The following is a 22,887-nucleotide window of genomic DNA, read 5'->3' on the forward strand; positions in this document are numbered from 1 at the left end:
GCTCGGGCCTGATCGAGCGCAACTTCCCGCCGACGCCCCGAACAGGCTATGGGTCTGCGACATCACCTACTGCCGCACCTTCTCCGGCTGGGCCGCCGCCTTTGTCACGGACATCGTCTCGGCGGGTGGTCAGCTGGCAGCTGTCGAGGTCCGTGCGCACTGACCTCGCAGTGGACGCCCTGAGAGATTGCGATCTCGACATACACGCTCGAGGGGGCCCGACGTGACCGGCCTGACGCACCACCGCGATAAGGGCATCCAATATGTGCGGTTCACTAAAACCCACCCGCTCGCCGGGGCCGGCATCGTCGCCTCGGTCGGGTCCACCAGCCATTCGTACGACAACGCCGGCGAGACGTTCAACTCGCTGTTCAAGGCCGGGCTGGTGTGCGACCGGGGGCCCTGGAACAAAATCGACGACCTCGACACCGCCACCGCCGAGTACATCGACTGGCTCATCCACCAACGCATACACGTCGAGATCGGCATGACGCCGACCGCCGAGTTCGAGGACGACTACTACCGTCGCAACACCACCCCGGCTACCGTCGAGGCGTCAGTTCCGAGCCTCCACTGAACCCGGGGCGCCAACGCCCCTATGGAATCTGCGACCGCATGTCAACCGTCGAGACACCCAAAGGACTGCCATGGATGACCTTCTCTACTTGCCCTGGAGTGCAGGGCTGGACTGGATCGAAGAGAACGACCTCGAACGCCTGCTGGTCGTGGGAACCGGATCCGAGGAGGACGTTCAACGGCTCGTCGGTCGAGCGCATGAAACTCGTGAAGTACCGCGTGACGCCGAGATCGACCTACCTCGGGGCGTCTATGCGAAGTGGTTTCGCGGCAGCTGGTACGCCGTGGCGCGCGCTACCGGCGCTCAGGAAGAGGTGCCGCAGGCGTTCAGGTCCAGACGAGCCACGCCAGCGTCAACTGGCCGCATCGACAGGTCGCTGACCGCCCTGGACGGATGCTGGGACGGCGCCTCGGTCATGCAGCCGGCGAGCGACATCCATGTGGGAGACACGGTTCGACTGGTGGGGTCGGGCGAAGTTGGCGCCGTCCTGAAGGTGACACGCTTGCGTTCCGGGTACCAGATCGCCGTCTCGGTCTCTGGACGGTCGCGGAACTTCCGCCCCGAAAGCCTGGAACGAATCCAAGGTGACCCCTACGACCCAAAGTTCTGGATCCAGCAGGGTGCCGCTGCGGCCGACGACGTGGCGCTGACCATGACTTACACCAAGCTGCGCAATCCACTAACCGACGTCCTGTACTCGTATGCAGCGAGCAAGACCATCTTCCGTGCCTATCAGTTCATCCCCGCCATCCGGATGCTCACAGGAGGGACCGGACGTCTTCTCGTCGCTGATGAGGTCGGGTTGGGAAAAACCATCGAAGCGGGTCTGATCTGGAACGAGCTGGACCAAAGGTTCGGCCAAGACCAGGCAACTGGCGGGTATCTGCGGCGCGCGCTGGTGATCGCGCCGGCGAGCTTGGCGTACAAGTGGCGCGACGAGATGGACCGTCGATTCGATCGGCCGTTGGAGATCATCAAGCCCGATCGCCTCGGTAAGATCGCCGCCGACGTGGCGTCCGGCGGCGACCCCAGTATCAATGCCGTGATCAGCGTCGAATCTCTGCGGGCGCAGGAGGAGATCCTCGAGCTCCTGAGCGAGGCTCACGTGCGGTTCGACCTCGTGGTCATCGATGAGGCGCACCAACTGCGGAACAGGGGAACGAAGACAAATGACATGGGCAGGCTCTTCTCTCTGTTGGCCGACAACCTCCTCCTGTTGTCCGCTACGCCTGTGAACCTTAGGACGACCGACCTCTTCAACTTGCTCAACCTGCTCGACGAGGGCACCTTTCCCGACGAGGAGACCTTCAATGCGCTCGTCGAGCCAAATGCCGCGTTGAACCGGGCGCTCCGATCGGTGCTTCGCGTGGAGCCTGGCCGGAATGCCCTCCGGGAGCTGGATGCACTGGGTCAGGGGAGGCGTGCCGGTCCTCGCGGTAGCGTGGGCGGAGCGCTCCGTGAGCGCCCGATCTTTCGGACGCTCACTTCGCTGCTGGATACTGACGAACCGCTCGACCCGTCGGCTCGGGCCGAGGCCAGGGCGATCATCACCGACCTCAACCCGCTTGGCAGCGCTCTTACGCGCACGCGAAAAGTCGACCTCCACGAGGACCGGGCGGTACGTGAGGCGCAGCAGGTCCAGGTGCGGTGGAGTCCGGCAGAAGCCGAGCTGTACGACCTCGTCTGGGAGTTCTTCAGGGCGCGCGCAAGGGAGTCCAACACCCCTCCAGGCTTTGCCATGCAGATGCCGCTCCGTCAGGCAGCGAGCTGTCTGCCTGCGCTCCAGCGTCGAGCGCGGAATGCCTCGATGGAACAGGCGCGCCTCGATGACGATCCGGACGAGGTCGAAATTGGCGGCGCGGAGCGAGCGAGTGCTTGGGCCGAGCTCGCTGCGCAGCACCCAAAGATCCTCACCCCGATCGTTGACGACGCCAAGTACGACGCCTTCGTCATCAAGCTTCAGCAGCTGAAGTCGGCCGGGATCGTGCAGTACATGGTCTTTTCGACCTTCCCTGGCACCCTTGACTACCTGCAGGAGCGGCTTGTGAGGGACGGGTTCGACGCTCGCGTAATGACCGGTCAGACGAAGATGGATCAGCGCGCCGACCTCATGAACCAGTTCCGGGAAGGTCAGTTCGACGTGTTCTTGGTCAGCGAGGTCGGTTCCGAAGGGCTGGACTTCCAGACGTGCAACGTGGTGGTCAACTACGACCTGCCGTGGAACCCGATGCGTGTGGAACAGCGCATCGGTCGGGTGGACAGGTTCGGTCAGGAGCAGGAAAAGATCTTCGTGATCAACATGCATGTTCCTGGGACGATCGAATCGGACATCTTCGAGCGCCTTTACTCGAGGATCGACATCTTCCGTGACTCCGTCGGCGACCTCGAGCCGATTCTCGAGTCGGAGATGGCCGAAGTTGCGCGCCAGGTTCTCGACCCGACCTTGAACATGCAGCAGCGGAAGCAGTTGATTGACTCCAAGGCGACTGCGCTCGAGAACCACAAGAAGGACCTCCAGCGCCTAGAGGACTCGCGGGCCTACCTCGCGAGCCTCGACAGTCTGCGTATCGCAGGGGTGAGTGAGAACGGTCCCGACGGAGGGCGGTTCGTGGGTACCGCGGAGCTCGAACGGTTGCTTCGCCGCCTGATCGAACCACTTGGCGGCACCCTAAAGTCGTCGAAGGTGCCGCATATCTGGCAACTTCGCGGTACGCCAGACGTTGCTGAACGCATCGCGGAGATCGCGCGCCACCGTCGGAGCGACCGTAACCGATACAACCGCTTGGAGGTTGGCCTGCGCAACGGAGGTGTGCTTGACGTGACCTTCGATGCGTCAACCGCGAGCAAGCAGAACGTCGATCTAGTGTCGGTCCGGCACCCGTTAATCGAGGCCGCGCTTCGAGAGGTAGAAAACGACGCAATGGGCTTGAACCGCTATGGAGTGGTTTACGTGCCCGGACTAGAACTCGGGTCGTGTTATGCGGTCCAGCTCGACCTGGCCGAGAGCACGGGAATTCGGCCCAGACTGGAGATGTGGGCGACTGCTATCGATTGTGCCACACTCGAGCCTGCTCTAGATGTTGAGAATCTCTTGCTCACGGCCCTGGCTACCGGGACGTTGGTCGATGGTGCGGTACCCGACGGCGTGCACATCGCCGACTTCCTTGATGACCTTGCCAACGAGGCGTGGGACCGGCACTCCCTCACGGAACAGAAGCGCTCAGCAGATAACAGGGCCCTGGTCTCGGCGCGGCTGGGAGCCAAGGAGCGATCACACGATGCTCAGCGCAAAAGGTGGGTGGAAGATCTAACGAGCGGCAGCGGTCGATCGCGTGACGACCGCATGATTCGCATGGCACGCGGCGCGATCAGGAATATCGACGCCCAGTGGCAGCGTGAGAGCCGAGCGATCAGGTCCAAGGCGGAACTTTCATTGGACCTCAGTACTGTCGCGTACCTCCTTGTCGTAGGCGACGCGGCCTGACCCGATCTACTGACCGGCCTCGTAATCACGCCACGTCTTTCTTGACGATTCGCCGAAGTGCCCCTTCTGCTTCATGACACGGAGCGAGTCGCCATAGCCCGGACCTTTCAGGACGGGCCAGCGGTCGAGCTTCAGCAGCCGGTCCGAGCTCCTGTCTTGAATGATGATCTGTCCGTTCTGCGAAAGGACGAAGCCAAAGCGCGGTCCGAAGCTGACGGGGATCTCTTCGAGTTCAATATTGCCGGGAAATGTGAAGTTGACGCGCTCGCCGTCAAGCGATCTTACTGAGAGTCGCCCTTCACCGGCGACGGGTAGAATGCGGCCGCGATCGCGAAATGAGTACTTTGCTGTGTCTGCGTTGAAGACCTGCAGGCCGGAGTAGAACGGCGTGTACGCCTCGTAGATGACGTGCTCGTGCGACTTGCCGCGGTCCTTCCACTCGAGGACAAAGTCAAAACCCGGCCGATGCAGCGACAGGCGTTCGTAGGTGTCCGTCTCCGCCAGCCCCACCGCGATGGCCTCGTCGGGCGGTATGTCCGCAATGGTATGCATCTCAGCGGCAGGGAAGAGGGAACGAAGATGCTCCTCAACCGCCGGCGTGCGGCTCATACCGCCGGCCAGGAGCACGTAGGAGATGGATGAGCGGATCTCTTCGTCGCTCATCTTGCGGAGCTCCATCGGCGTGTACTGTCGATGGTTGGAGTCGAGAGTTTCCGTGAGCAGCGATGCGCGGATCGCTTCGTGCGCCGTCTGGGTCGAGCGATCAAGCTGGGGAGCGATGATTGCTTCGAACTCTGCGCGGTCGATCTCGAGGTCAGGTAGGGGGTCGCCTGTCGACTCGACGAGGACGGAGGTTCGCAACGCTCTCGTCAGGTCAAGCTTTGCCGCGCGGGCTGCTCGGAGGAGGTAGGCCAGTGCGACGGGTCGACGTTCCAAGCGGCGATGCTCGATATTGTTCGTCGCTAGGTAGTGCTCGACAATTGTCTGGTCGACCATGTCGCCCGCTTCGGCGGTGCCATGCGCGGCCAGCACATTGATCTCGGGATCTGTCCCTGGGCCCCCGGCGACGTGCAGCACCGCCACGTCCAGAGTTCCTCCTCCCATGTCGTAGACGAGGACCTTGCCTTCAGTGTGTACTCCCAAGTTGCGAGTTCGCTGCATGATCCAGGCCACGCCAGCCGCGATGGGCTCGTCAATAAGGGTTCCGGGCTGGACCGCGATACCGGACTTCTTCGCAAGACGGATGAGCCGAGCCCGCTGAGCACCGGTCCACATGGCGGGGCACCCAAGGCGAACTGAACCGTTCTGGAGGTCAAGTCCCAGGTTGACGGCGCGGTTGCGCAGTTCGGTCAGGACGGCAGAGATCACCTGGTCAACCTGGTCCTCCGTCAGTCCCTCGTCTGCGAAGTCGCGGTTCTCGGTGATGGCTCGCTTGATCGAGCGGATCAATCTCTGGGGAGCGCGACGCTCGGCCTCTTCACCGGCGATAACCCGGCCATCGACCTGGGCGGCGATCGACGGCATCCATGCCGTTGTCTCTCCAATCGGCACCGTTCTGGGGTCGCGGCTTGTGCGCCCTTCGGCGATCAGAGATGTCGACGTTCCAAAGTCGACCCCGATGGCGTACTCGTTCAACCGTGCTCCTTAGATACTCGACGCTCGACGTCGGCACGCATCAGGACGATCCGCTCGCTGCCATGCGCCCAAAGATACCCGGGGGTTCTGACAACAACGTCGTCTCCGGGCTCGAGTTCCGGTTCGACACTCAGGTGGCGACCAGGATCGAAACGCGAGTCCAGTCCCATTTCTCCGATCGGTTCGATGCCTTCGCGTCCCGCGAGGAGCCGTGCCCGCGTGCGGAGCGAATCTATGCCCGCGATCTGCGATACGTCGATCTGCCGGAGAAGGCGGGCGAGAGTCCGCATGGCATCGATCTTGAGCTGACGCTCTTCGGCACCTCGACGATCGCGCTGGTCCGAGCGCAGGCTCTGTGCGGCCGCTTCCGCCTTCTCAACGCGAGCCTTGAGCGCTCTGATCTCGGCTTGGGCGCGATCGCGCGAGTCCTCGGCCGCCGCCGTTGCCAATCTCAGGTCCGCGATGTCGCTCTTCAACGCCTGGCGCTCCGTTGTGTGGGTGATCTCGTTCGCCCACGCGCCAAGTGCCTCATCCTGGCGGGAGACGCGGTCGAAGGCTGCGCTGACTTGGGAGGCGCTCAGTTGCTCGACGACTGCCCGCGAACCGCCGAGGATCTGGAACAGGTCTTTCCTAGTCGACACTTCGACCACGGCGGTCTGAAGTCTGGGTCGGACCTGGGACGCGGCCACCTCCTGGTCGGCGAGCACGGGCGCAAGGATGTTGCCAGACTCGAGCAGGTCTACTAGGGATATGTTTTTCCACCAGACATCGTCGCTCACCGCATGGCCGTCCGTCCGAAAGATGTTGGCGATGAGCTCCTGGCGTGCCCGGGACGTACGGAGATTGAATTGCGCCGCACAGCGAGCCAGCCGAAGCCGCCCATCGCCGTCGATGCTGTCCCAGCTCAGGGGAACGAGTGACGAGATCTTCCTGAGGACGACTTCGCGGTCTTCAGCCTTGGAGATGGCCGTCGCGCCCGCCTCGAGAACTGTGATCAGCACGGAAAGCCGGGCGCTTTCGGCCAGGGCCGAGGTAGTGCGTTTTACCAGCTGCCGTAGTGCCGATTTCGTAGTTCGGTCAGCATTGGGGCCCTGCGCGAGTGAGATTAATGTGGTGATCGTCGCTTCAACCGCATCGGCGAACCTGAGCTCGTCGTCGGTCGTGACCGGTGTAGGAGCAGCGATCACCTTGCTCTCCTGCGGGTATGCGGCGAGCAGCGCGCGGACCACAGGCTGACGGGCGATCAGGGAGGCTTCAGCGACTACTTCATATGGCAGCGCCGCGATAAAAGTGATGAAGGCGCCCGGGTCCTCCTGGAGAGCCCGTACTCCGGTGGGCGCCGGGTTCCCGGCGAGTAGGTCCCCGATCAACTGAGCGTAGGGGTCGCTGACTGATGCCAGGACGTTGTTGACATGGCTGCGGCGCTGAGCAGGAGGAAGAGCAACGGTGTCGGCTAGATCGGCCGCAATCCTCTTGGGATTGAGATTCGCCCGATCGCGTGCGACCTTAGCGCCGCGGTCCGGCATCGCGGCTGGGGATTCGTGACGGCCGTTCGAACTGATGACTTGCGCGGAATCGGGACTGTCCTTTTCTTGGTCTGACGACGCGGTACGGGCCCGCCTAGGCTCTTCGCCTCCTTTAGCGGGTTCGTGCACGGCGGTTCCCTGAGAATCGGACGCAGCTCCTCGGGAGGATTGTTCTGGGTCGTCCATGAGCCGCTTGACGCCGGGAGTCAGGATGCCGTCCGGGCGGATCTTCTTGCCGTGTCGCACGGCGAAGCCGGTGTCGACCAGGTGGTCGAGAGCGGACGCGTAGTTCGCGTCGAGCCACCCTTGAGATACGCCCTCCTTGAGGGCCTCTTTCTGAAGGGCGGCGATGGTCATCCCGTCGGGTCGCCCGCGCAGGAGGCGGTGCACCATCTCCGCGGGATCCTTCTGGGCCAGGCCTGTCCATCGTGCCTTGTCGGTCCACTGGAGGTGGATGAGGCTACCTTCGGGCATCCGAGTGAGGCGCCCCTTCACCGGAACGGTCTCGATTGTGCCGTCAGACCACCGCACCGACGTGTCGCCATCTGCGAGTTGCTTCAGGACGACGCCGTGCCGCGCCACCGTCTTGGTCTTGAAGTCGATCTGTAGGGCAGCCTCAGGAATCGTCACTCTCCGATGCTACGAGGCGAACGGTCGAGAACCTGCGCGGTCGCAGTCTCGACGGGTGGTCTGGCCGTGACTGCGGGTGGCCCTTCCGATCGCAGACGGATCCTTCATCCGGTGGCTCTTGGTGGCGTCTCCGAAGCGCGTGCACAGGATGCCGTCTCGTTCGGTCGAGAGCTGCACCATTGGCCGTGTCGGAGCGGCCTGGTATATGTCGCGCGGGCTGAAGTCGGGCTTCTTGTAGTCGAGGAGTCCTCGTAGTCGTGCAGCTCGAGGATGTCGTGCCGGTGTCCCGCGCGGTACTGCGGGACGCGGATCGCGCCATGGTCTCGTAAGGCCATGTTCTCTCGATTCGAGGCCATGCATGGAAGTGTCGGTGACCCACAGGCTGGCACACGTACACCTGGGCTGGCCGCCGGGTCGGTTTGACTTGCGATGCTTGGCTTTGGCGAAGCACGACGAGCACCAACCGTGCTTGGGCTCGTTCATGCATACGACGGTGACAAACACCAGCGATGTGGCGCAGATGTTCGACGGGTCGAGCCAGGATGTCGCCGGCACCGCAGGCCGCACGCACTCCTCCGACGGCAGCGCGGCGATCTACCTCGGGGACGCGAACAGCTTCCTCACCGACATCAACCCCGGGAACTCCGTCGAGGGGACCGTCGTGTTCGACATCCCTGCCGATGCCGTGCCGGCGTCGATCGACCTGCACGACTCGTTCTTCTCGGGCGGCGTCGAGGTCGCGCTGGGCTGACGTTCGTACGAGGAGGCTCTGCCGCATCGGGCCGGGGCGACGTACGCGTCGACCCCGGCTCCTGTGCGCGCCAGGATGGTCCGGTGCCTCCCCGCAGCCCCGACGACCGCCCGACGCCGCCCTACCCGCGCCCCACGCCGACCGAGCTCGCCGCCGCGCGTGACCACGAGATCGACGACTGGCTGCGCCCGGACCTTGACGTGTTGTTCTGCGGCATCAACCCGGGCCTGTACTCGGCGGCCGTGGGGCTTCCGTTCGCCAACCCGGGCACGCGGTTCTGGAAAGCGATGCACGCGGCCGGCTTCACCGATCGCGTCCTCGGCCCGTGGGAGCGCGACGCGTTCCTCGGCGCCGGGCTCGGCATGACGAACGTCGTGCGACGCGCGACGGCGTGCGCGGACGAGCTCGCGCCCGAGGAGATCGTTCACGGCGGTCGTCGGCTCGAGGAGACCGCCGAGGTGTGGCGCCCGCGCTGGGTCGCGGTGCTCGGGCTGGGCGCGTACCGCACGGCGTTCGGCGACCGCCGTGCGACGACGGGCCCGCAGGAGCGGCGCATCGGCCCGGCGCGTGTGGGGCTCCTGCCCAACCCGAGTGGGCTCAACGCGCACCACTCGGTCGCGACGCTGGGGGCGGTGTACACGGAGCTGCGCGATGCGGCGGGGCTGCCGGACCGCCGTCGAGCCTGAGGTGCGTGCCTGCGATCGAGCGGTTCGTACTCTCGAACAACGTCGTGGACGTGCCTCAGCCACCGGTCGTCGGCGGCCGCCAGCCCATGACGCCGTCGAGCGCGCGCGTCCCGAGCGACGCCGCCCACGTCCCAGCCGCTCGCGCCCCGAGGTCGCGGGCGCCGGTCAGCACGGGCGACGTCCATCGCGTCGGGACGGCGACCTGCGCGGACAGCTTCATGACTTTCTCGACCCGCGGCCGGCGCTCGGCCGACCACGCCTGCAGCGCCGACGCGACGTCGAGCCCACCCGACCGGCGTGCCGCCGACGCCGGCACGCGCGCGCCCAGCACCACCGCGTCCTCGAGCGCCTGGCACCCGCCCTGCCCGACGTTCGGCAGCATCGCGTGCGCCGCGTCGCCGACGAGTGCGACGCGTCCGGTCGCGAGCGTCGCCGGGGGAGCGGGCAGGCAGCGGAGCGCGTGCCGCAGCGTCTGCGCGGGGTCGACGGACGCGAGCAGCTCCGGGATCGGCTCGTGCCAGTCGGCGAGGCGCTCGCGGAGCTCCTCGAAGGACTCCGGCACGCCCGCCGCGTCGGCGATCGAGACGTAGGAGTACACCCGACCATCGGCGAGCGGCACGATCCCGACGACGATCCCGCGCCCCCAGGTCTCGCCCCCAACGATGTCCGTCCGCACCGGAGCGACGAGCCGCCACGCCGTCGACCCACCGTGCACGGGCCGCGGCGCGTCCGGCCACCACCGCGTCCTGGTGGGGGAGTCGATGCCGTCCGCCGCAACCACGAGGTCGGCCTCGACCTCCTCGCCCGACGCCGCGGCGTCGGGCGCGTCCGTCCCCGCCGGCCCCGCGCCGTCGCGCACGTCTCCTCCCGCGGGACCCGCGGCGTCGGGCACGTCACCGTCGACCGGCCCCGCGGCGTCGGACACCCGGACCACCGCAGGCCGCCCGCCGTCCCCGGCGTGCACGACGGCGGCGCTCGCCCCGAGCCGGAGCGCACCGTCGGGCAGGGCGTCCGCGAGCATCCCGACGAGCTGCGCGCGGTGCAGGACGAGCGTCTGGTCGCCGAACCGCGCGCCGGCGTCCGCCGTGTCCGCGCGCACGAGCCACCGGCCGTCGGGGCGGCGCATGCTGACCTCGCCTTGGAGGGTCGAGAGGTCGCGTAGCGCGTCCCCGAGACCGAGCGCGCCGAGCGCGCGCACCGCGTTGGGCGCGACGGCGATCCCGGCGCCGACGGGCTCGAGAGACGTCGCGCGCTCCAGCACTGTGACGTCCCAGCCGCCGCGCGCGAGCGCGACCGCGGACGCCAGCCCGCCGATGCCGCCGCCGATCACGACGGCCCGCGCGGTCACCGTCGTCCGTCCTGAGGTGCAGTCACCCGCAGACCGTACCGTCCGCCACGGCGCCTCCACCCCGACTCCGTCGGTGGTCGATATCGCAGTGTTTGCTCTTGCCCGAATGTGTTGACTCGTGTGCGTTCGCCAGGGACACTCAGATTCCCAGGGACGACGCTGCCCCGGGGACACCGCCCCTCACCGTCGAGAGGACACCGATGAGGCCACGCGCCCGGTCCACCCGTTCCCTGCCCTCGCTCGCCGCGCTCGCGACGAGCGCTCTCGTCGCGCTCGGCCTCGTCGCGTCCGCGACGACAGCCACCGCGGCCGCCCCGAGCACCGCGACCACAGGTCCCGTCGCGGCGCAGGCCGCTGCCGACGCGGCGCCCGTGATCGAACCCGTGATCGACGACAACTTCCCCGACCCCGACATCCTGCTCGTCGACGGCGTCTACCACGCGTACGCGACGAACTCCGGCGGCGACAACGTCCAGCACCGGACGTCGACGGACCTCGTGACGTGGACCGAGCAGCCCGACGCCGCGCCCGAGCTCGGCGCCTGGGTGGGGGAGTGCAGCTTCAGCCCGGGCGGCGCGACGGACCGGTGCGTCTGGGCGCCCGAGGTCGCCGCGGTCGAGGGCGGCTACGCGCTCTACTACACGGCGCGCGACGCGACGACGGTGCGCCAGTGCATCGGCCTCGCGCTGTCCGACACCCCGGACGGACCGTTCGTGCCCGTCGGTGACGACCCGATCGTCTGCCCCAACGGCGAGGCCGGCACGCAGGACCTCGGCGGCGCGATCGACGCCGGCACGTTCCACGACGGCGACCAGCTCTGGCTGCTGTGGAAGGCCGACGGCAACTGCTGCACGGGCAAGACGGCGATCATCTACGCCCAGCCGCTCTCGGCCGACGGCACCACGCTCACCGGCCCGGCGACGGAGCTCATCCGTGTCGACCGCGCGAACGAGGGTCGCGTCGTCGAGGCGCCGACGATCGTCGAGCGCGACGGCACGTACTACCTCATCTACTCCGCGAACGACTTCTACGGCGGCGCCTACCGGACGGCGTACGCGACGTCGGACAGCGTGACCGGCCCGTACACCAAGGCGACCACGGAGCTCATGACGAGCGACCGCTTCCGGGGCGACGTGCGCGGCCCGGGCGGGCAGGACGTCGTGACGGCCCCCGACGGCGGCACCGCGATCGTCTTCCACGGCTGGAACGAGGCGTTCACCTACCGCGCGATGTACCTCAGCGACCTCGAGTGGTCGGAGGACGGCGTGCCGTCGGTCGCTGCCGCATCCGACCGCTACCAGGCCGAGGACGGCGTCGTGACGAACGCGCGCGTCGTGCAGGACGGCAGCGCGTCGGGGCTCGCCAAGGTCGGCGGGCTCGACTTCGCGGACAGCTCGGTCTCGGTCGAGGTCTACGCCGACGAGGCCGGTCCGGCCCTGCTGGGCGTCCGGTACGCGAACGGCTCGACGGACGGCGCCGAGCGCGTGCCGTCGACCCACACGATGACGGTCAACGGTGCGGACGCCGGGACCGTGACGTTCGCCCACACGACGTGGGGCAACTGGCAGACGGTCGAGCACGTGGCCGAGCTCGACGCGGGCTGGAACACCGTCACGCTGACCCGCGCTACGTTCTTCGCCGAGATCGACGCGATCGACGTGTTCCCCGTCCTCGACGAGCCGCGGACCGTTGTCCCGCCGGTGATCCCCGACGACGCGACGCGGTACGAGTTCGAGGACGGCGTGATCGTGCGCGGCTCCGTGGGCACCGCTGCCGGCGCGTCGGGCGGCGAGAAGGTCGGCGGCCTCGACTTCGCCGACAGCTCCGTGACGCTCCAGGTCCAGGCGGAGGAGGCCGGGCCGTACACGCTCGCGGTCCGCTTCGCGAACGGGTCGGAGCGCGGCGGGTACACGCTCTCGTCGACCGACCGCGTCACCGTCAACGGCGAGGACGCCGGGGTCGTCACCTTCCCGCACACGACGTGGGGCAACTGGCAGAGCGTCGAGCACGACGTCGAGCTCCAGGCCGGGCTCAACACCGTGACCTTCACGCGCGGCACCTGGTACACCGAGCTCGACGCGCTCGACGCCTACCCGCGCGAGGAGCCGCCGACGGAGATCGACGTCGCGGTGACCGCGCAGACCCGCTGCCTCGGCAACGCAGCCTTCGTCGCGGTGCGGGCGACCAACGACGGGGACGAGGCGCTCGCGCTGACGCTCTCGACGCCGTTCGGCGACAAGAGCTTCGCCCAGGTGGAGCCCGGGAAGAACGCGTACCAGTCGTTCAAGGTGCGCGGCACGGCGGCAGCAGGGGAGGCCACGGTCACCGCGACCGCCCCGGACGGGACGTCGCAGACGTTCACCGCGGCCTTCGACGCGCCGAGCTGCGGCGCCTGACGCCGTAGACCAGCACTACCCGCGAGCCCGGCGGCCCCTCACGACGAGGGGCCGCCGGGCTCGTCCGTGCCCACGGGGCGGGGCGCGTCGTCGGGCGGTCGGGCGCTGCGGCGTCGGGGAACCGGCACGCGGTCGAGGTCCTGCGCGACGGTGAGGTCGCCGTCGAACACGGTGCGGGCCTCGCGCTCGAACTCGACCGGGTCGGTGTAGCGCTGCGAGAAGTGCGTGAGGACGAGGTGCCGCACCCCGGCGTCGGCCGCGACCTTCGCCGCCTGGAACGCCGTGAGGTGACCCCAGCGTTCCGCCTGGTCGAGGTCGCGGTCGAGGAACGTCGACTCGATGACGAGCAGGTCGACGCCGTCCACGAGCTCGAGCACGGCGTCGCACAGGCGCGTGTCCATGACGAACGCGAACGACTGGCCGGGGCGGGGCGCGCTCACGTCGTCCAGGGTGACGGTCCGGCCGTCGGGCGCGGTGACGGTGCCGTCGCGCTGCAGCTGCCCGACGACCGGCCCGGCCAGCCCGTGCCGCGCCAGGAGGGTGGGGTCGAGGCTGCGGCCGTCGGGCTCGTCGAGCCGGTACCCGACCGCCTCCAGCGTGTGGTCGAGGCGGCGGTGGCTCAGCGTGAAGCCGGGGTCGGGGCGGTCGGGCGAGGGAGGGACCTCCCCGTCCGTCGTGAGCGGCTGCTCCAGCACGTGGCCGCGGCGGTGGTGCGCCGACGCGTCGAGCAGGTGGTCGACCCACCGCTGGCCCGACGCCGGGTACGACACCGGGATCGTGTGCCGCACCCCGTCGCCGCTGATGCGCTGCGCGACGCCCGCGAGCCCCAGGCTGTGGTCGCCGTGCAGGTGCGTGATCGCGATGCGCGTGAGGTCCGTCGCGGAGACGCCCGCGAACGTCATCTGCCGCTGCGTGCCCTCGCCGGGGTCGAAGAGGATCGCCTCGTCGTCCCAGAACAGCACGTATCCGTTGTGGTTCCGCGTCCGGGTCGGGACCATGCTGGCCGTTCCGAGGACCACGAGCTCCCTGCGCGACATGCCGACAGGGTGCCACGCGACGTCGTTGTCCACAGACCGAGAACACAGGTTCCGCCGGACGTCACGGTTCGCTAGGTTCTGGGGCAGTTCGTGCGGCGCGGCCCGGATGCGGGCGCGCAGGGGGTCTCAGGGGGTTGCATGCGTCTCGCGTCAGGTTCGTCGTCCCGTGCCCGACGGCGCGTGCTCAGCCTCGGTGTCGTCGTCGCCGTGGGGCTGGTGGTCGGTGGGTGCACGGCGGAGGAGCCTGTCGAGCCCGAACCGTCGACGAGCTCGGCCGAGGAGACGCCCGAGCCGACCGAAGAGCCCGAGCCCACACCGACCGAGACAGGCCCGGTGAAGCCTGAGCGCCCGGCGGCGATGGAGCAGGAGGATGCCGAAGGTGCAGCGGCGGCTGCGGAGTACTTCATGTCTCTCTACGCTCCAGCCCTACAGGCGCAGCAGATTGACTCCCTTGCGTCCATGTCGCATGAGTCGTGCGGTTTCTGCTCGGCCACGCTTGAAAAGGCGGCGTGGCTCTCGGATTCTGGCGCGATCTTCGAGGGAGGGGCGATCACGCTGTCGATCGACGAGCCACGGAGGTATCAACGAGACGAGGCGACTGGGATCTTTCCGCTCGATGCCGAGATGGCTCAAGAGGCTGTAAGGGTGACCGGCGCTGACGGAGCAGTAGTCGCTGACGAGCCCGCATACAAAGACTCGGTACGCGTAGAAGTTGGCCGCGCTAACGGTGAGTGGGTCATCGTCGAGATCGCCCCGATCCCCGAGGGGTGAGCGGCGTGGCCACGCGACTTTGGTTCCGCGCCCCAATCGTTGCATCGTCGGTCATCGCGAATGCTATCGGGAGTGTCGTGCTTCCGTCGGAAGGTCTGGCTCTTGACGTCGTTGCCGGACGAGTCGAGTTCTCGGTACCAGCGCCACCTGGCTGGACTGCCGGCGGCGACGTACACGATCAAAACGTCACGGTGGGAGCGGCTCGCGAGGGAACCCGCGGCGGTGGCGTCTACATTGCCGCCAGCACTGACGACCCGCCCGACCGATACTTCTCCGCGACGCCTGCGCTGTGCTCGCTTGTGACTAGCCTCGACGGTCCGTCGACGCGCTACGACTTCGCGTGCACCGAGGGTGAGCAGCTCGCCTACGAGGGCATCGAGTGCGGGCCGGACGAGTTCGCGGAGGGTGCGCTGTTCCGCGAGGCCCGGCAGCCGGACGGTTCGTGGGGGCCGCCGGAGCTCGTCGGTGACGAGGGCTGCATCACGCCCGCCGACCTGCTCGCCGAGGCGGAGCGCGAGTTCGCGACGCTGCCGATCGCGCCGTCGTCGATCGTCGTGCAGCCGCCCGACGGATGGACGCTCGTCAACGTCCCGACCATCACGTACACCGACTCCGCGGAGCAGACGTTCGACGCCACGCTGCTCGGCATCCCCGTGCAGATCCGCGCGACGCCCGAGTCGTTCGCGTGGGACTACGCCGACGGCAGCGCGCCGCTCGTCACGTCCGACCCCGGCGCGCCGTATCCGGACCACACGGTGCACCACACTTACGAGCAGCCGGTCGAGTCGCTGACGATCGGGCTGACGACGTCCTGGTCCGGGCAGTTCCGCATCGCCGGCGCACCGACGTGGACGGACGTGCCGGGCACCGCGACGACGGCGAGCGCGGCCGAGCCGCTCCAGGTGTACGAGGCGCGCTCGCGCCTCGTCACGGACCCAGTCGGCTGACGGGGGCCGGCCCCAGGAACGGCCGCGGCGCGTAGCGGCAACCCTCGACCCCCGACCCCCACGACACCCCGACCCCCACGACACCTCGCGCAGCTCCCGGGGCCACCCTCCGGCACCACGATGGCGCCCTCCCGGTGCCCTCCGGCGCCGTCTCGTTCGCCCCTTTCGTCGCGCCGCCCGTCGAGGCATGCGGGGGTTTCGGACCATAGGGTGGCGGGGAACCCCACGAACCGGAGAACCATGCGCCTGCTGCTCGTCCGTCACGGACAGACCCCGTCCAACGTCGCCGGTCTGCTCGACACCGGCCACCCCGGCCCCGGGCTCACGGCGCTGGGTGCGCGCCAGGCCGCGGCGCTCCCTGACGCGCTCTCGGAGCGGGTGATCGACGGCATCGCCGTCTCGACCCTCGTCCGCACGCACCAGACTGCCTCGCCGCTCGCCGAGCACCGTCAGCTCGAACCGCTCGAGCTGGACGGGTTCCGCGAGGTCGAGGCCGGCGACCTGGAGATGTCCGACCGCCACGAGGACCACGTGCTCTACCTCGAGACGGTGTTCGCGTGGGGCGGCGGCAACCTCACCCGGCGGATGCCGGGCGGCCCGTACGGGACCGAGTTCGTGGCGCGCTTCGACGACGCGGTCGCGAAGGTCGCGGCAACGGGCTGGCAGACGGCCGTCGTCGTCTCCCACGGAGCCGCCATCCGCTCGTGGACGAGCATCCGCGCCGAGGGCGTCGACCTGCACGCCATGGCCTACACGCCGCTCGAGAACACGGGCCTGGTCGAGGTCGAGGGTGACCCGGAGAACGGCTGGCGCTACGTCGGCATGAGCGCCGGCCCCCTCGGTGGTCACGTCCTGGCGGACGAGCTCGCCGACGACCCGACCGGAGAGTCCGTCGCCGAGGAGCGCGCCGACGCCGAGTCCTGACGCGCACTTCTCCCGCGAGCGGCCGCGCCGAGGGGCGCTCCTCGCCCGGGCGGAGCGGCGAGATCGGCAGGCGCGCGTGAGACCGGTCTTTCGTCGTGCCGATCTCGCGGCGAGCTGCCGATCTCGAGGGGCATTGCACACTTCTGGCTCTCGTCACGTCCGTAACATACGCTCGGCGGATGGTCGAACCGTCACAGCGCGCGAACCCGCCCTCGAACGAGCGTGCCCTCGAGCCCGATATCGTCACCGACCTGCGCGAGCGCATGACCTACGGCTCCTACCTGCACCTCGACACGCTGCTCGCGGCGCAGGAGCCCACCAGCACCCCGGCGCACCACGACGAGATGCTGTTCATCGTCCAGCACCAGACGACCGAGCTGTGGCTCAAGCTCGTGCTCCACGAGCTCGTCTCGGCCCGCGACCTCCTCGCCGCCGACGAGCTCCAGGCCGCCCTCAAGCGGATCGCCCGCGTCAAGCACATCCAGCGCACGCTCACCGAGCAGTGGTCCGTCCTCGCGACGCTCACGCCCAGTGAGTACGCGCAGTTCCGCGGGTTCCTCGGGAACGCGTCGGGGTTCCAGTCGTGGCAGTACCGGGCGGTCGAGTTCCTCCTCGGCAACAAGAACGCGGGGATGCTCCAGGTCTTCGCGTCCGAGCCCGCCGCGCACGCCGAGCTCTCCCGGCTCCTCGGTGAGCCGAGCGTCTACGACGAGTTCCTCCGCTACCTCGCCCGCCACGGCCATGACGTCCCGGCACATGTCCTCGACCGCGACGTCACGCACGCGCACGTCCTCGACGACGATCTCGTCGATGTCTTCCGCCGCATCTACGACGACCCCGACACCCACTGGTCCGCCTACGAGACGTGCGAGGAGCTCGTCGACCTCGAGGACAACTTCCAGCTCTGGCGCTTCCGCCACATGAAGACCGTCCTGCGCATCATCGGCACCAAGCGCGGCACCGGCGGGTCGAGCGGCGTCGGGTTCCTCCAGAAGGCCCTCGACCTCACGTTCTTCCCCGAGCTCTTCGCCGTCCGCACGGAGATCGGACGGTCATGACGCTCCGGGCGATCGGCCGGGCCGTCGACGGCGGGACGCTTCTCCCGCCGTTCACCGACGCGCACGTCCACCTCGGCCTCGTCGACGCGACCGCCCTCCTCCCGCACGGCATCGCCGCCGTCCACGACCTCGGCTGGGTGCCCGACGTCGCGGCGACGTGGGCTCGTGACGCCGAGTGCTCCGGGTCCCCGGAGGTCGCGTTCGCCGGTGCGTTCCTCACCGCGCCGGGCGGCTACCCCTCCGACCGTGCCTGGGCGCCGCAAGGCTCGGTCGCGGAGGTGTCGTCGCCCGACGAGGCGGTCGCCGCCGTCGACCGCCAGCTCGCGGCCGGGGCGTCGTTCGTCAAGGTCGCGCTCAACAGCGAGGCGGGTCCCGTGCCCGACGACGTCACGCTCGCCGCGATCGTCGCGCGCGCCCACGAGCGGGGCCGGGACGTCGTCGCGCACGCGGAAGGTCCGGGTCAGGTGGCGCGCGCGTTCGAGGCCGGCGTCGACCGCCTCGCGCACGCCCCGTTCTCCGAGCGACTGCCCGACGACCTGATCCTCGCCATGGCGCGCCCGGGCCCCCGCCCCCGCGCCGAGCACGACGCTGCGCGCGGTCGAGCACGACCTGAGGGCCGGAATGCGCCCGAGAACGACCCTCAGGTCGTGATCGGCACGGTGCCGGTGAGCCGCACGACGTGGGTGAGCACGCTCGACATCCACGGGTGGGGCACGCCGACGCCCGCGCAGGACGTCGCGATCGACAACGTGCGGCGCTTCGCGGCCGCGGGCGGCACGGTCGTGTACGGCACGGACCTGGGCAACGGCCCGCTGCCGGTCGGCGTGAACGAGCGCGAGCTGCGCGCTCTCACCGCCGCCGGGTTCGGCCCGGACGCCCTCGTGCGCGCCCTCACGTCCACCACGTCCTCGACCTCCACCCGTCCCGAGGCCTCCACCCGTCCCGAGGCCTCCACCCGTCCCGCGGGCTCCACCCGTCCCGCGGGCTCCACCCGTCCTGCGGCCTCCACGCTTCCCGTGACCTCCGCCCTTCCTGCCGAGCACGACCTGGAGGACGTCGTGAGCCGCGGAACGACCGGCAGGTCGTGGTCGGCAGAGCGGGTGACGTTCGTGCCGGGCGCACAACCTGACGACCCGGACGACCTCCCGCGCTGGCTCGCCGGCGCCTCGACCCTGCACCTGGACGACGTGCTGCGCCCGGGGTTCACCCCGCCGTCGGGCACGACCACCCGGAAGGACCAGCCATGACTCCCACGACCGCGTCCCGCGACGACCACCCCGACCGTCCGGCCGACCATGCCGACCACGCCGCCGACCGCGCCGCCGACCCCGCCGACGACCCCGCCGCCGACCCCGCCGCCGACCGTGCCGCGCGGGCGCGCCGGCTCGACGCCGCCGATCCGCTCGCGCACCACGTCGACGCGTTCGTCCCGTCGGACGACGTGGTCGCCTACCTCGACGGCAACTCGCTCGGCCGCCCGACGCGCGCCTCTGCCGAACGCCTCGCGCGGTTCGCGACGGAGCAGTGGGGCGCGCGGCTCATCCGCGGCTGGGACGAGGAGTGGTACGAGCTGCCGCTGACGCTCGGGGACCGGATCGGCGCGGCGGCGCTCGGCGCGGCGGCGGGCCAGACGTTCGTCGCGGACTCCACGACCGTGGTCCTCTACAAGCTCGTCCGCGCGGCGCTCGCGGCCCCGCAGGTGGACGGGCGCGACGAGATCGTCCTCGACTCCGGCAACTTCCCGACCGACCGCTACGTCCTCGAAGGGGTCGCACGCGAGCACGGTGCGACGCTGCGCTGGATCGAGCCCGACCGCGACGCCGGTGTCACGCCAGACCAGGTCGCCGCTGTGCTCTCCGACCGCACCGCGCTCGTCGTGCTGAGCCACGTCGCGTACCGGTCGGGGTACGTGAGCGACGCGGAGGCGATCACGCGCCTCGCGCACGACACCGGAGCGCTCGTCCTGTGGGACCTGTGCCACTCCGCGGGAGCGGTGCCCGTCGCGCTCGACGCGTGGGGCGTCGACCTGGCGGTCGGCTGCACGTACAAGTACCTCAACGGGGGGCCGGGCGCGCCCGCGTTCGGGTACGTGCGCGCCGACCTGCAGGAGACCGTGACCCAGCCGATCCAGGGCTGGATGGGCAGCGCGGCGCCGTTCGAGATGGGGCCGGGCTACGACCCGCACCCCGGACCGCGAGGGTTCCTCAGCGGGACGCCCGCGATCGTCGGGATGCTCGCGATGCAGGACATGGTCGACCTGATCGCCGACGCCGGCATGGACGCGATCCGCGCGAAGGCCGTCGCGCTCACCGAGCACGCGCTCGACCTCGTGGACGAGCTGCTCGTGCCGCTCGGTGCGCACGTCGCGTCTCCGCGCGACGCCGCCCGGCGCGGCAGCCACGTCACCGTCGACCACGACGCGTTCGAGGCGACGCTTCCCCTGCTCTGGGCGCGTGGCGTCATCCCGGACTTCCGTCGTCCGAACGGCCTGCGCCTCGGGCTCTCGCCCCTGTCGACCTCGTTCGACGAGGTGCGCATCGGTGTCGAGGCCGTGCGCGACGCGCTCGTCGAGGTGACGTCCGGCGCGCTTCCCGCCGAGCGTCTGGCCGACGACGCGCCCGACGCGCCCGACGCCCCGACGCCGTGAGCCGGCAGCTGAGCCCGGCACCTGACACCGACGCCGTGGTCCTCGACGACCTCGACGCCCGCCCGGGCAGTGCGACGTCGCTGCTGCGCACGGTCGTCGGGCTGTATCTGCGCGACCTCGGCGGCTGGGTCGCCGTCGCGGACCTCGTCGCGCTGCTGGACGCCGTGGGCGTCCCGTCCGCGGGCGCCCGCAGCGCGGTCTCGCGCGTCAAGGCGAGAGGGCTGCTCCTCGCGGACGACGTCGGCGGTCGACCGGGGTACCGGCTCGCACCCGGCGCCGACGCGATGCTCGCGCGCGGCGACCGGCGCATCTTCGCCTACCGGCAGCAGGCCGACGACGACGCGTGGCTCCTCGTCTCGTTCTCCGTCCCCGAGGACCGGCGGGCCGCGCGTCACCAGCTCCGACGCCACCTCGCGGGGATCGGGTGCGGGACGGTCGCCGACGCCCTGTGGATCTGCCCGGCGCACCTGTCCGGCGAGGTCGAGCAGATTCTCGACCACCTGGACCTGCGCGACGCCGCGACGCTGTTCGTCACCGGGACGCCCCAGACCCACGGGACCTTCGCCGATGCCGCGGCTCGCTGGTGGGACCTCGACCGGATCGCCGCGCTGCACCGCACGTTCCTCGCGGCGCACGGGGGCGCACCTCGGCGGCCCGGGCCCGACGACGCCGGGTCGTCCGGGTCCACCCTCTCGCCGCGGGAGGCGTTCGCCCGGTGGGTGCGCGCCGTCGACGACTGGCGGCCCGTCCCGTACGTCGACCCGGGACTGCCCCCGAGCGCCCTGCCCGCCGACTGGCCGGGGACGGCCAGCATCGCGCTGTTCGGTGCCCTGCGGGCCGCGCTCGCCGGCCCGGCGTCCGAGCACGTCCGAGCCGTCACGAGGGAGAGCCCAGGACGTCACGGCCGGCCATGACGTGCATGCAGAGTGCCTGCATTGGCGCTATGATGCCTGCATGGTGACGATCACGATCCGCGACGTCCCGCAGGACGTGCGGGACGAGCTCGCGTCGCGCGCAGCAGGCAGCGGGCGGTCGCTGCAGGAGTACCTGGCGGCGGCGCTCCGCGAGATCGCCGCGCGTCCGTCCCTCGAGAGCGCTGTGGTGGAGGTGCGCCAGCGCGCTCGTGGCCTGCCGGAGCTCGAGGTCGGCGACGTCCTAGCCGACCTCGCGGCCGACCGGCGGTGAGCAGCCGGTCGCCGGCGCATCGCGGCTCGAGCGGCCCGGCCCGGTCGCCGTCCGGCGGGGCGCCCCTCGGCCCGCTCGTGGTCGACGCGTCGGCGGTGCTCACGATGCTCGTCGACCCGGGCGCTCGCGGTGAGGCGGTCGCACGCCGCACGCTCGGGGTCGGCGTGCTCGACGCCCCGGACCTCCTGCCCTACGAGGTCGCGAACGTCCTCCGTCGTCGACGCGCGTCGGGGCTCCTGACCGGGCGTGAGGCGCGGTCCGCGCTGGAGGGCTTCGAGCTCCTACCTGTGCAGCTCTGGCCGTTCGCCGTCCTCGCGGCGCGGGCGTGGGAGCTCGGTGCGAACCTCTCGACCTACGACGCGTCGTACGTCGCGCTCGCGGAGCGGCTCGGCGGGACGCTGTTCACGGCCGATGCGCGGATCGCGAGAGCGCCGGGCATCCGGTGCGCGGTCGACCTGCTCTGAGAGGCCGGTGCAGCGGACGTGGAGCCAGCGAGTGCCGGTTACCGCGACCTCGACGTCAGACGGCGGTGCCCGGCGCGGCGGCGGGGACGATCCGCGGGCCCGGACCCGGGACGTCGAGCGTGCGCGGCGCGCGGTAGGTCCACTCGCGATCGGCGTCGGTGATCTCGCGCAGCACGCGCGCGGGCACGCCCCCGACGACGGTCATCGGCGGCACGTTCCCCGCCACGACGGCTCCCGCGGCGACGACCGAACCCCGCCCTACGGTGACGCCCGGCAGGATGACTGCTCCCGTCCCGACCCACACGTCGTCCTCGATGACGACCGGCGCGGAGAACTGGGTGCCGTCGGGGCGGAGGTCCGGGTGCACGGGGTGGGCGGTCGTCGAGATCGTGACGTTCGGCGCGAACATCACGCGGTCGCCCACGGTGATCTCGGCGTCGTCGACGAGCGTGAGCCCGAAGTTCGCGTACACGCCGTTCCCGAGGCGCGTCGTGCAGCCGTAGGCCACGCGCAGCGTCGGCTCGATCCACACGTCGTCGCCGACGGCGGCGAACAGCTCGCGCAGCAGACGCTGCCGCTCGCCGGTCGCCGACGGGCGGGTCGCGTTGAAGTCGTAGGTCAGGTCGGTCGCACGGGCGCGCTCGGCGGCCAGGCCGGCGACGCCGTGGTCCGTGTACAGCTCGTGCGCCGCCATGCGCCGCCGGATCTCGCGTTCGTGCTCGTCCACAGGTCTCGGCTCCCAGGGATCGGGGTGGAGGTCGGGTTAGGGACCAGCCTCTCGCACCCGAGCTCGAACGACGCACTCCGGGCCGAGAGATGCG

19 protein-coding genes are annotated in these 22,887 nt (G+C 69.7%); 14 read left to right on the top strand and 5 right to left on the bottom strand.

What is annotated here, in order from left to right; translation table 11 throughout:
- The first annotated feature begins 223 nt into the window (after nucleotides 1–223).
- Together ACZCLJ_RS15235 and ACZCLJ_RS15240 are read left to right on the top strand one after the other, a co-directional pair.
- A complete protein-coding gene (locus ACZCLJ_RS15235; protein ID WP_463104343.1) occupies nucleotides 224–577 on the top strand; it encodes a hypothetical protein in 354 nt (117 codons plus the stop codon).
- A gap of 70 nt (nucleotides 578–647) precedes the next feature.
- On the top strand, nucleotides 648–4,061 hold the full coding sequence (locus ACZCLJ_RS15240) for a helicase-related protein (protein WP_463104344.1): 3,414 nt from the start codon (nucleotides 648–650) through the stop codon (nucleotides 4,059–4,061).
- A 6-nt stretch (nucleotides 4,062–4,067) separates the two neighbouring features.
- Here ACZCLJ_RS15240 and ACZCLJ_RS15245 read toward each other — a convergent pair whose 3' ends face one another.
- Both ACZCLJ_RS15245 and ACZCLJ_RS15250 read right to left on the bottom strand, forming a co-directional pair.
- A complete protein-coding gene (locus ACZCLJ_RS15245; RefSeq protein ID WP_463104345.1) occupies nucleotides 4,068–5,696 on the bottom strand; it encodes an Hsp70 family protein in 1,629 nt (542 codons plus the stop codon).
- Nucleotides 5,693–7,852: a hypothetical protein gene (locus tag ACZCLJ_RS15250; protein ID WP_463104346.1), complete on the bottom strand. Its 2,160-nt coding sequence runs from the start codon at nucleotides 7,850–7,852 to the stop codon at nucleotides 5,693–5,695. The genes ACZCLJ_RS15245 and ACZCLJ_RS15250 overlap by 4 nt, the downstream gene beginning before the upstream one ends.
- A gap of 493 nt (nucleotides 7,853–8,345) precedes the next feature.
- Between ACZCLJ_RS15250 and ACZCLJ_RS15255 the strand changes: the two genes are divergently transcribed.
- On the top strand, nucleotides 8,346–8,603 hold the full coding sequence (locus ACZCLJ_RS15255; RefSeq protein WP_463104347.1) for a DUF4352 domain-containing protein: 258 nt from the start codon (nucleotides 8,346–8,348) through the stop codon (nucleotides 8,601–8,603).
- Nucleotides 8,604–8,686: 83 nt separating this feature from the next.
- Nucleotides 8,687–9,289, top strand: coding sequence for a G/U mismatch-specific DNA glycosylase (mug, locus tag ACZCLJ_RS15260; RefSeq protein WP_463104348.1), 603 nt, complete (start codon nucleotides 8,687–8,689; stop codon nucleotides 9,287–9,289).
- Between the two features lie 55 nt (nucleotides 9,290–9,344).
- Here the strand turns inward: mug and ACZCLJ_RS15265 are convergent, their stop codons facing one another.
- Nucleotides 9,345–10,637 carry an FAD-dependent monooxygenase gene (locus ACZCLJ_RS15265; RefSeq protein ID WP_463104349.1) on the bottom strand — a complete coding sequence of 431 codons (1,293 nt, stop codon included), beginning with the start codon at nucleotides 10,635–10,637 and terminating at the stop codon, nucleotides 9,345–9,347.
- A gap of 200 nt (nucleotides 10,638–10,837) precedes the next feature.
- Here ACZCLJ_RS15265 and ACZCLJ_RS15270 point away from each other — a divergent pair, with 200 nt between their 5' ends.
- The gene (locus tag ACZCLJ_RS15270) at nucleotides 10,838–13,033 is read left to right on the top strand and encodes a family 43 glycosylhydrolase (RefSeq protein ID WP_463104350.1); all 2,196 of its coding nucleotides are present in this window, start codon (nucleotides 10,838–10,840) and stop codon (nucleotides 13,031–13,033) included.
- 38 nt (nucleotides 13,034–13,071) lie between these two features.
- Here ACZCLJ_RS15270 and ACZCLJ_RS15275 read toward each other — a convergent pair whose 3' ends face one another.
- Nucleotides 13,072–14,070, bottom strand: coding sequence for a ribonuclease Z (locus ACZCLJ_RS15275; protein WP_463104351.1), 999 nt, complete (start codon nucleotides 14,068–14,070; stop codon nucleotides 13,072–13,074).
- 180 nt (nucleotides 14,071–14,250) lie between these two features.
- On the opposite strand from ACZCLJ_RS15275, the gene ACZCLJ_RS15280 reads away from it, so the two are divergent.
- The 9 genes from ACZCLJ_RS15280 (at nucleotide 14,251) to ACZCLJ_RS15320 (ending at nucleotide 22,066) form a co-directional block, all read left to right on the top strand.
- A complete protein-coding gene (locus tag ACZCLJ_RS15280) occupies nucleotides 14,251–14,841 on the top strand; it encodes a DUF6318 family protein (RefSeq protein ID WP_463104352.1) in 591 nt (196 codons plus the stop codon).
- 299 nt (nucleotides 14,842–15,140) lie between these two features.
- Nucleotides 15,141–15,788 (top strand): hypothetical protein, encoded by a 648-nt coding sequence (locus tag ACZCLJ_RS15285; RefSeq protein ID WP_463104353.1) that lies wholly within the window; start codon nucleotides 15,141–15,143, stop codon nucleotides 15,786–15,788.
- A 240-nt stretch (nucleotides 15,789–16,028) separates the two neighbouring features.
- Complete coding sequence (locus ACZCLJ_RS15290) at nucleotides 16,029–16,712, top strand: histidine phosphatase family protein (protein WP_463104354.1); 684 nt, start codon at nucleotides 16,029–16,031, stop codon at nucleotides 16,710–16,712.
- Nucleotides 16,713–16,891: 179 nt separating this feature from the next.
- A complete protein-coding gene (gene kynA, locus ACZCLJ_RS15295) occupies nucleotides 16,892–17,770 on the top strand; it encodes a tryptophan 2,3-dioxygenase (protein ID WP_251149798.1) in 879 nt (292 codons plus the stop codon).
- Entirely contained in the window at nucleotides 17,767–19,017 is a 1,251-nt protein-coding gene (locus tag ACZCLJ_RS15300; protein ID WP_463104355.1) for an amidohydrolase family protein, read from the top strand. Before kynA ends, ACZCLJ_RS15300 begins: the two co-directional genes overlap by 4 nt.
- Complete coding sequence (locus ACZCLJ_RS15305; protein WP_463104356.1) at nucleotides 19,014–20,417, top strand: kynureninase; 1,404 nt, start codon at nucleotides 19,014–19,016, stop codon at nucleotides 20,415–20,417. The genes ACZCLJ_RS15300 and ACZCLJ_RS15305 overlap by 4 nt, the downstream gene beginning before the upstream one ends.
- Nucleotides 20,414–21,331, top strand: a complete 918-nt coding sequence (locus ACZCLJ_RS15310) for a PaaX family transcriptional regulator (protein ID WP_463104357.1) — start codon at nucleotides 20,414–20,416, stop codon at nucleotides 21,329–21,331. The genes ACZCLJ_RS15305 and ACZCLJ_RS15310 overlap by 4 nt, the downstream gene beginning before the upstream one ends.
- Before the next feature lie 40 nt (nucleotides 21,332–21,371).
- A complete protein-coding gene (locus ACZCLJ_RS15315) occupies nucleotides 21,372–21,602 on the top strand; it encodes a FitA-like ribbon-helix-helix domain-containing protein (protein WP_463104358.1) in 231 nt (76 codons plus the stop codon).
- Nucleotides 21,599–22,066 (top strand): type II toxin-antitoxin system VapC family toxin, encoded by a 468-nt coding sequence (locus ACZCLJ_RS15320; protein WP_463104359.1) that lies wholly within the window; start codon nucleotides 21,599–21,601, stop codon nucleotides 22,064–22,066. The genes ACZCLJ_RS15315 and ACZCLJ_RS15320 overlap by 4 nt, the downstream gene beginning before the upstream one ends.
- Nucleotides 22,067–22,121: 55 nt before the next feature.
- Here the strand turns inward: ACZCLJ_RS15320 and ACZCLJ_RS15325 are convergent, their stop codons facing one another.
- Nucleotides 22,122–22,793 carry a sugar O-acetyltransferase gene (locus tag ACZCLJ_RS15325; protein WP_463104360.1) on the bottom strand — a complete coding sequence of 224 codons (672 nt, stop codon included), beginning with the start codon at nucleotides 22,791–22,793 and terminating at the stop codon, nucleotides 22,122–22,124.
- Nucleotides 22,794–22,887: the final 94 nt, after the last annotated feature.

It is taken from the genome of Cellulosimicrobium sp. So1_17 (genome assembly GCF_055181235.1).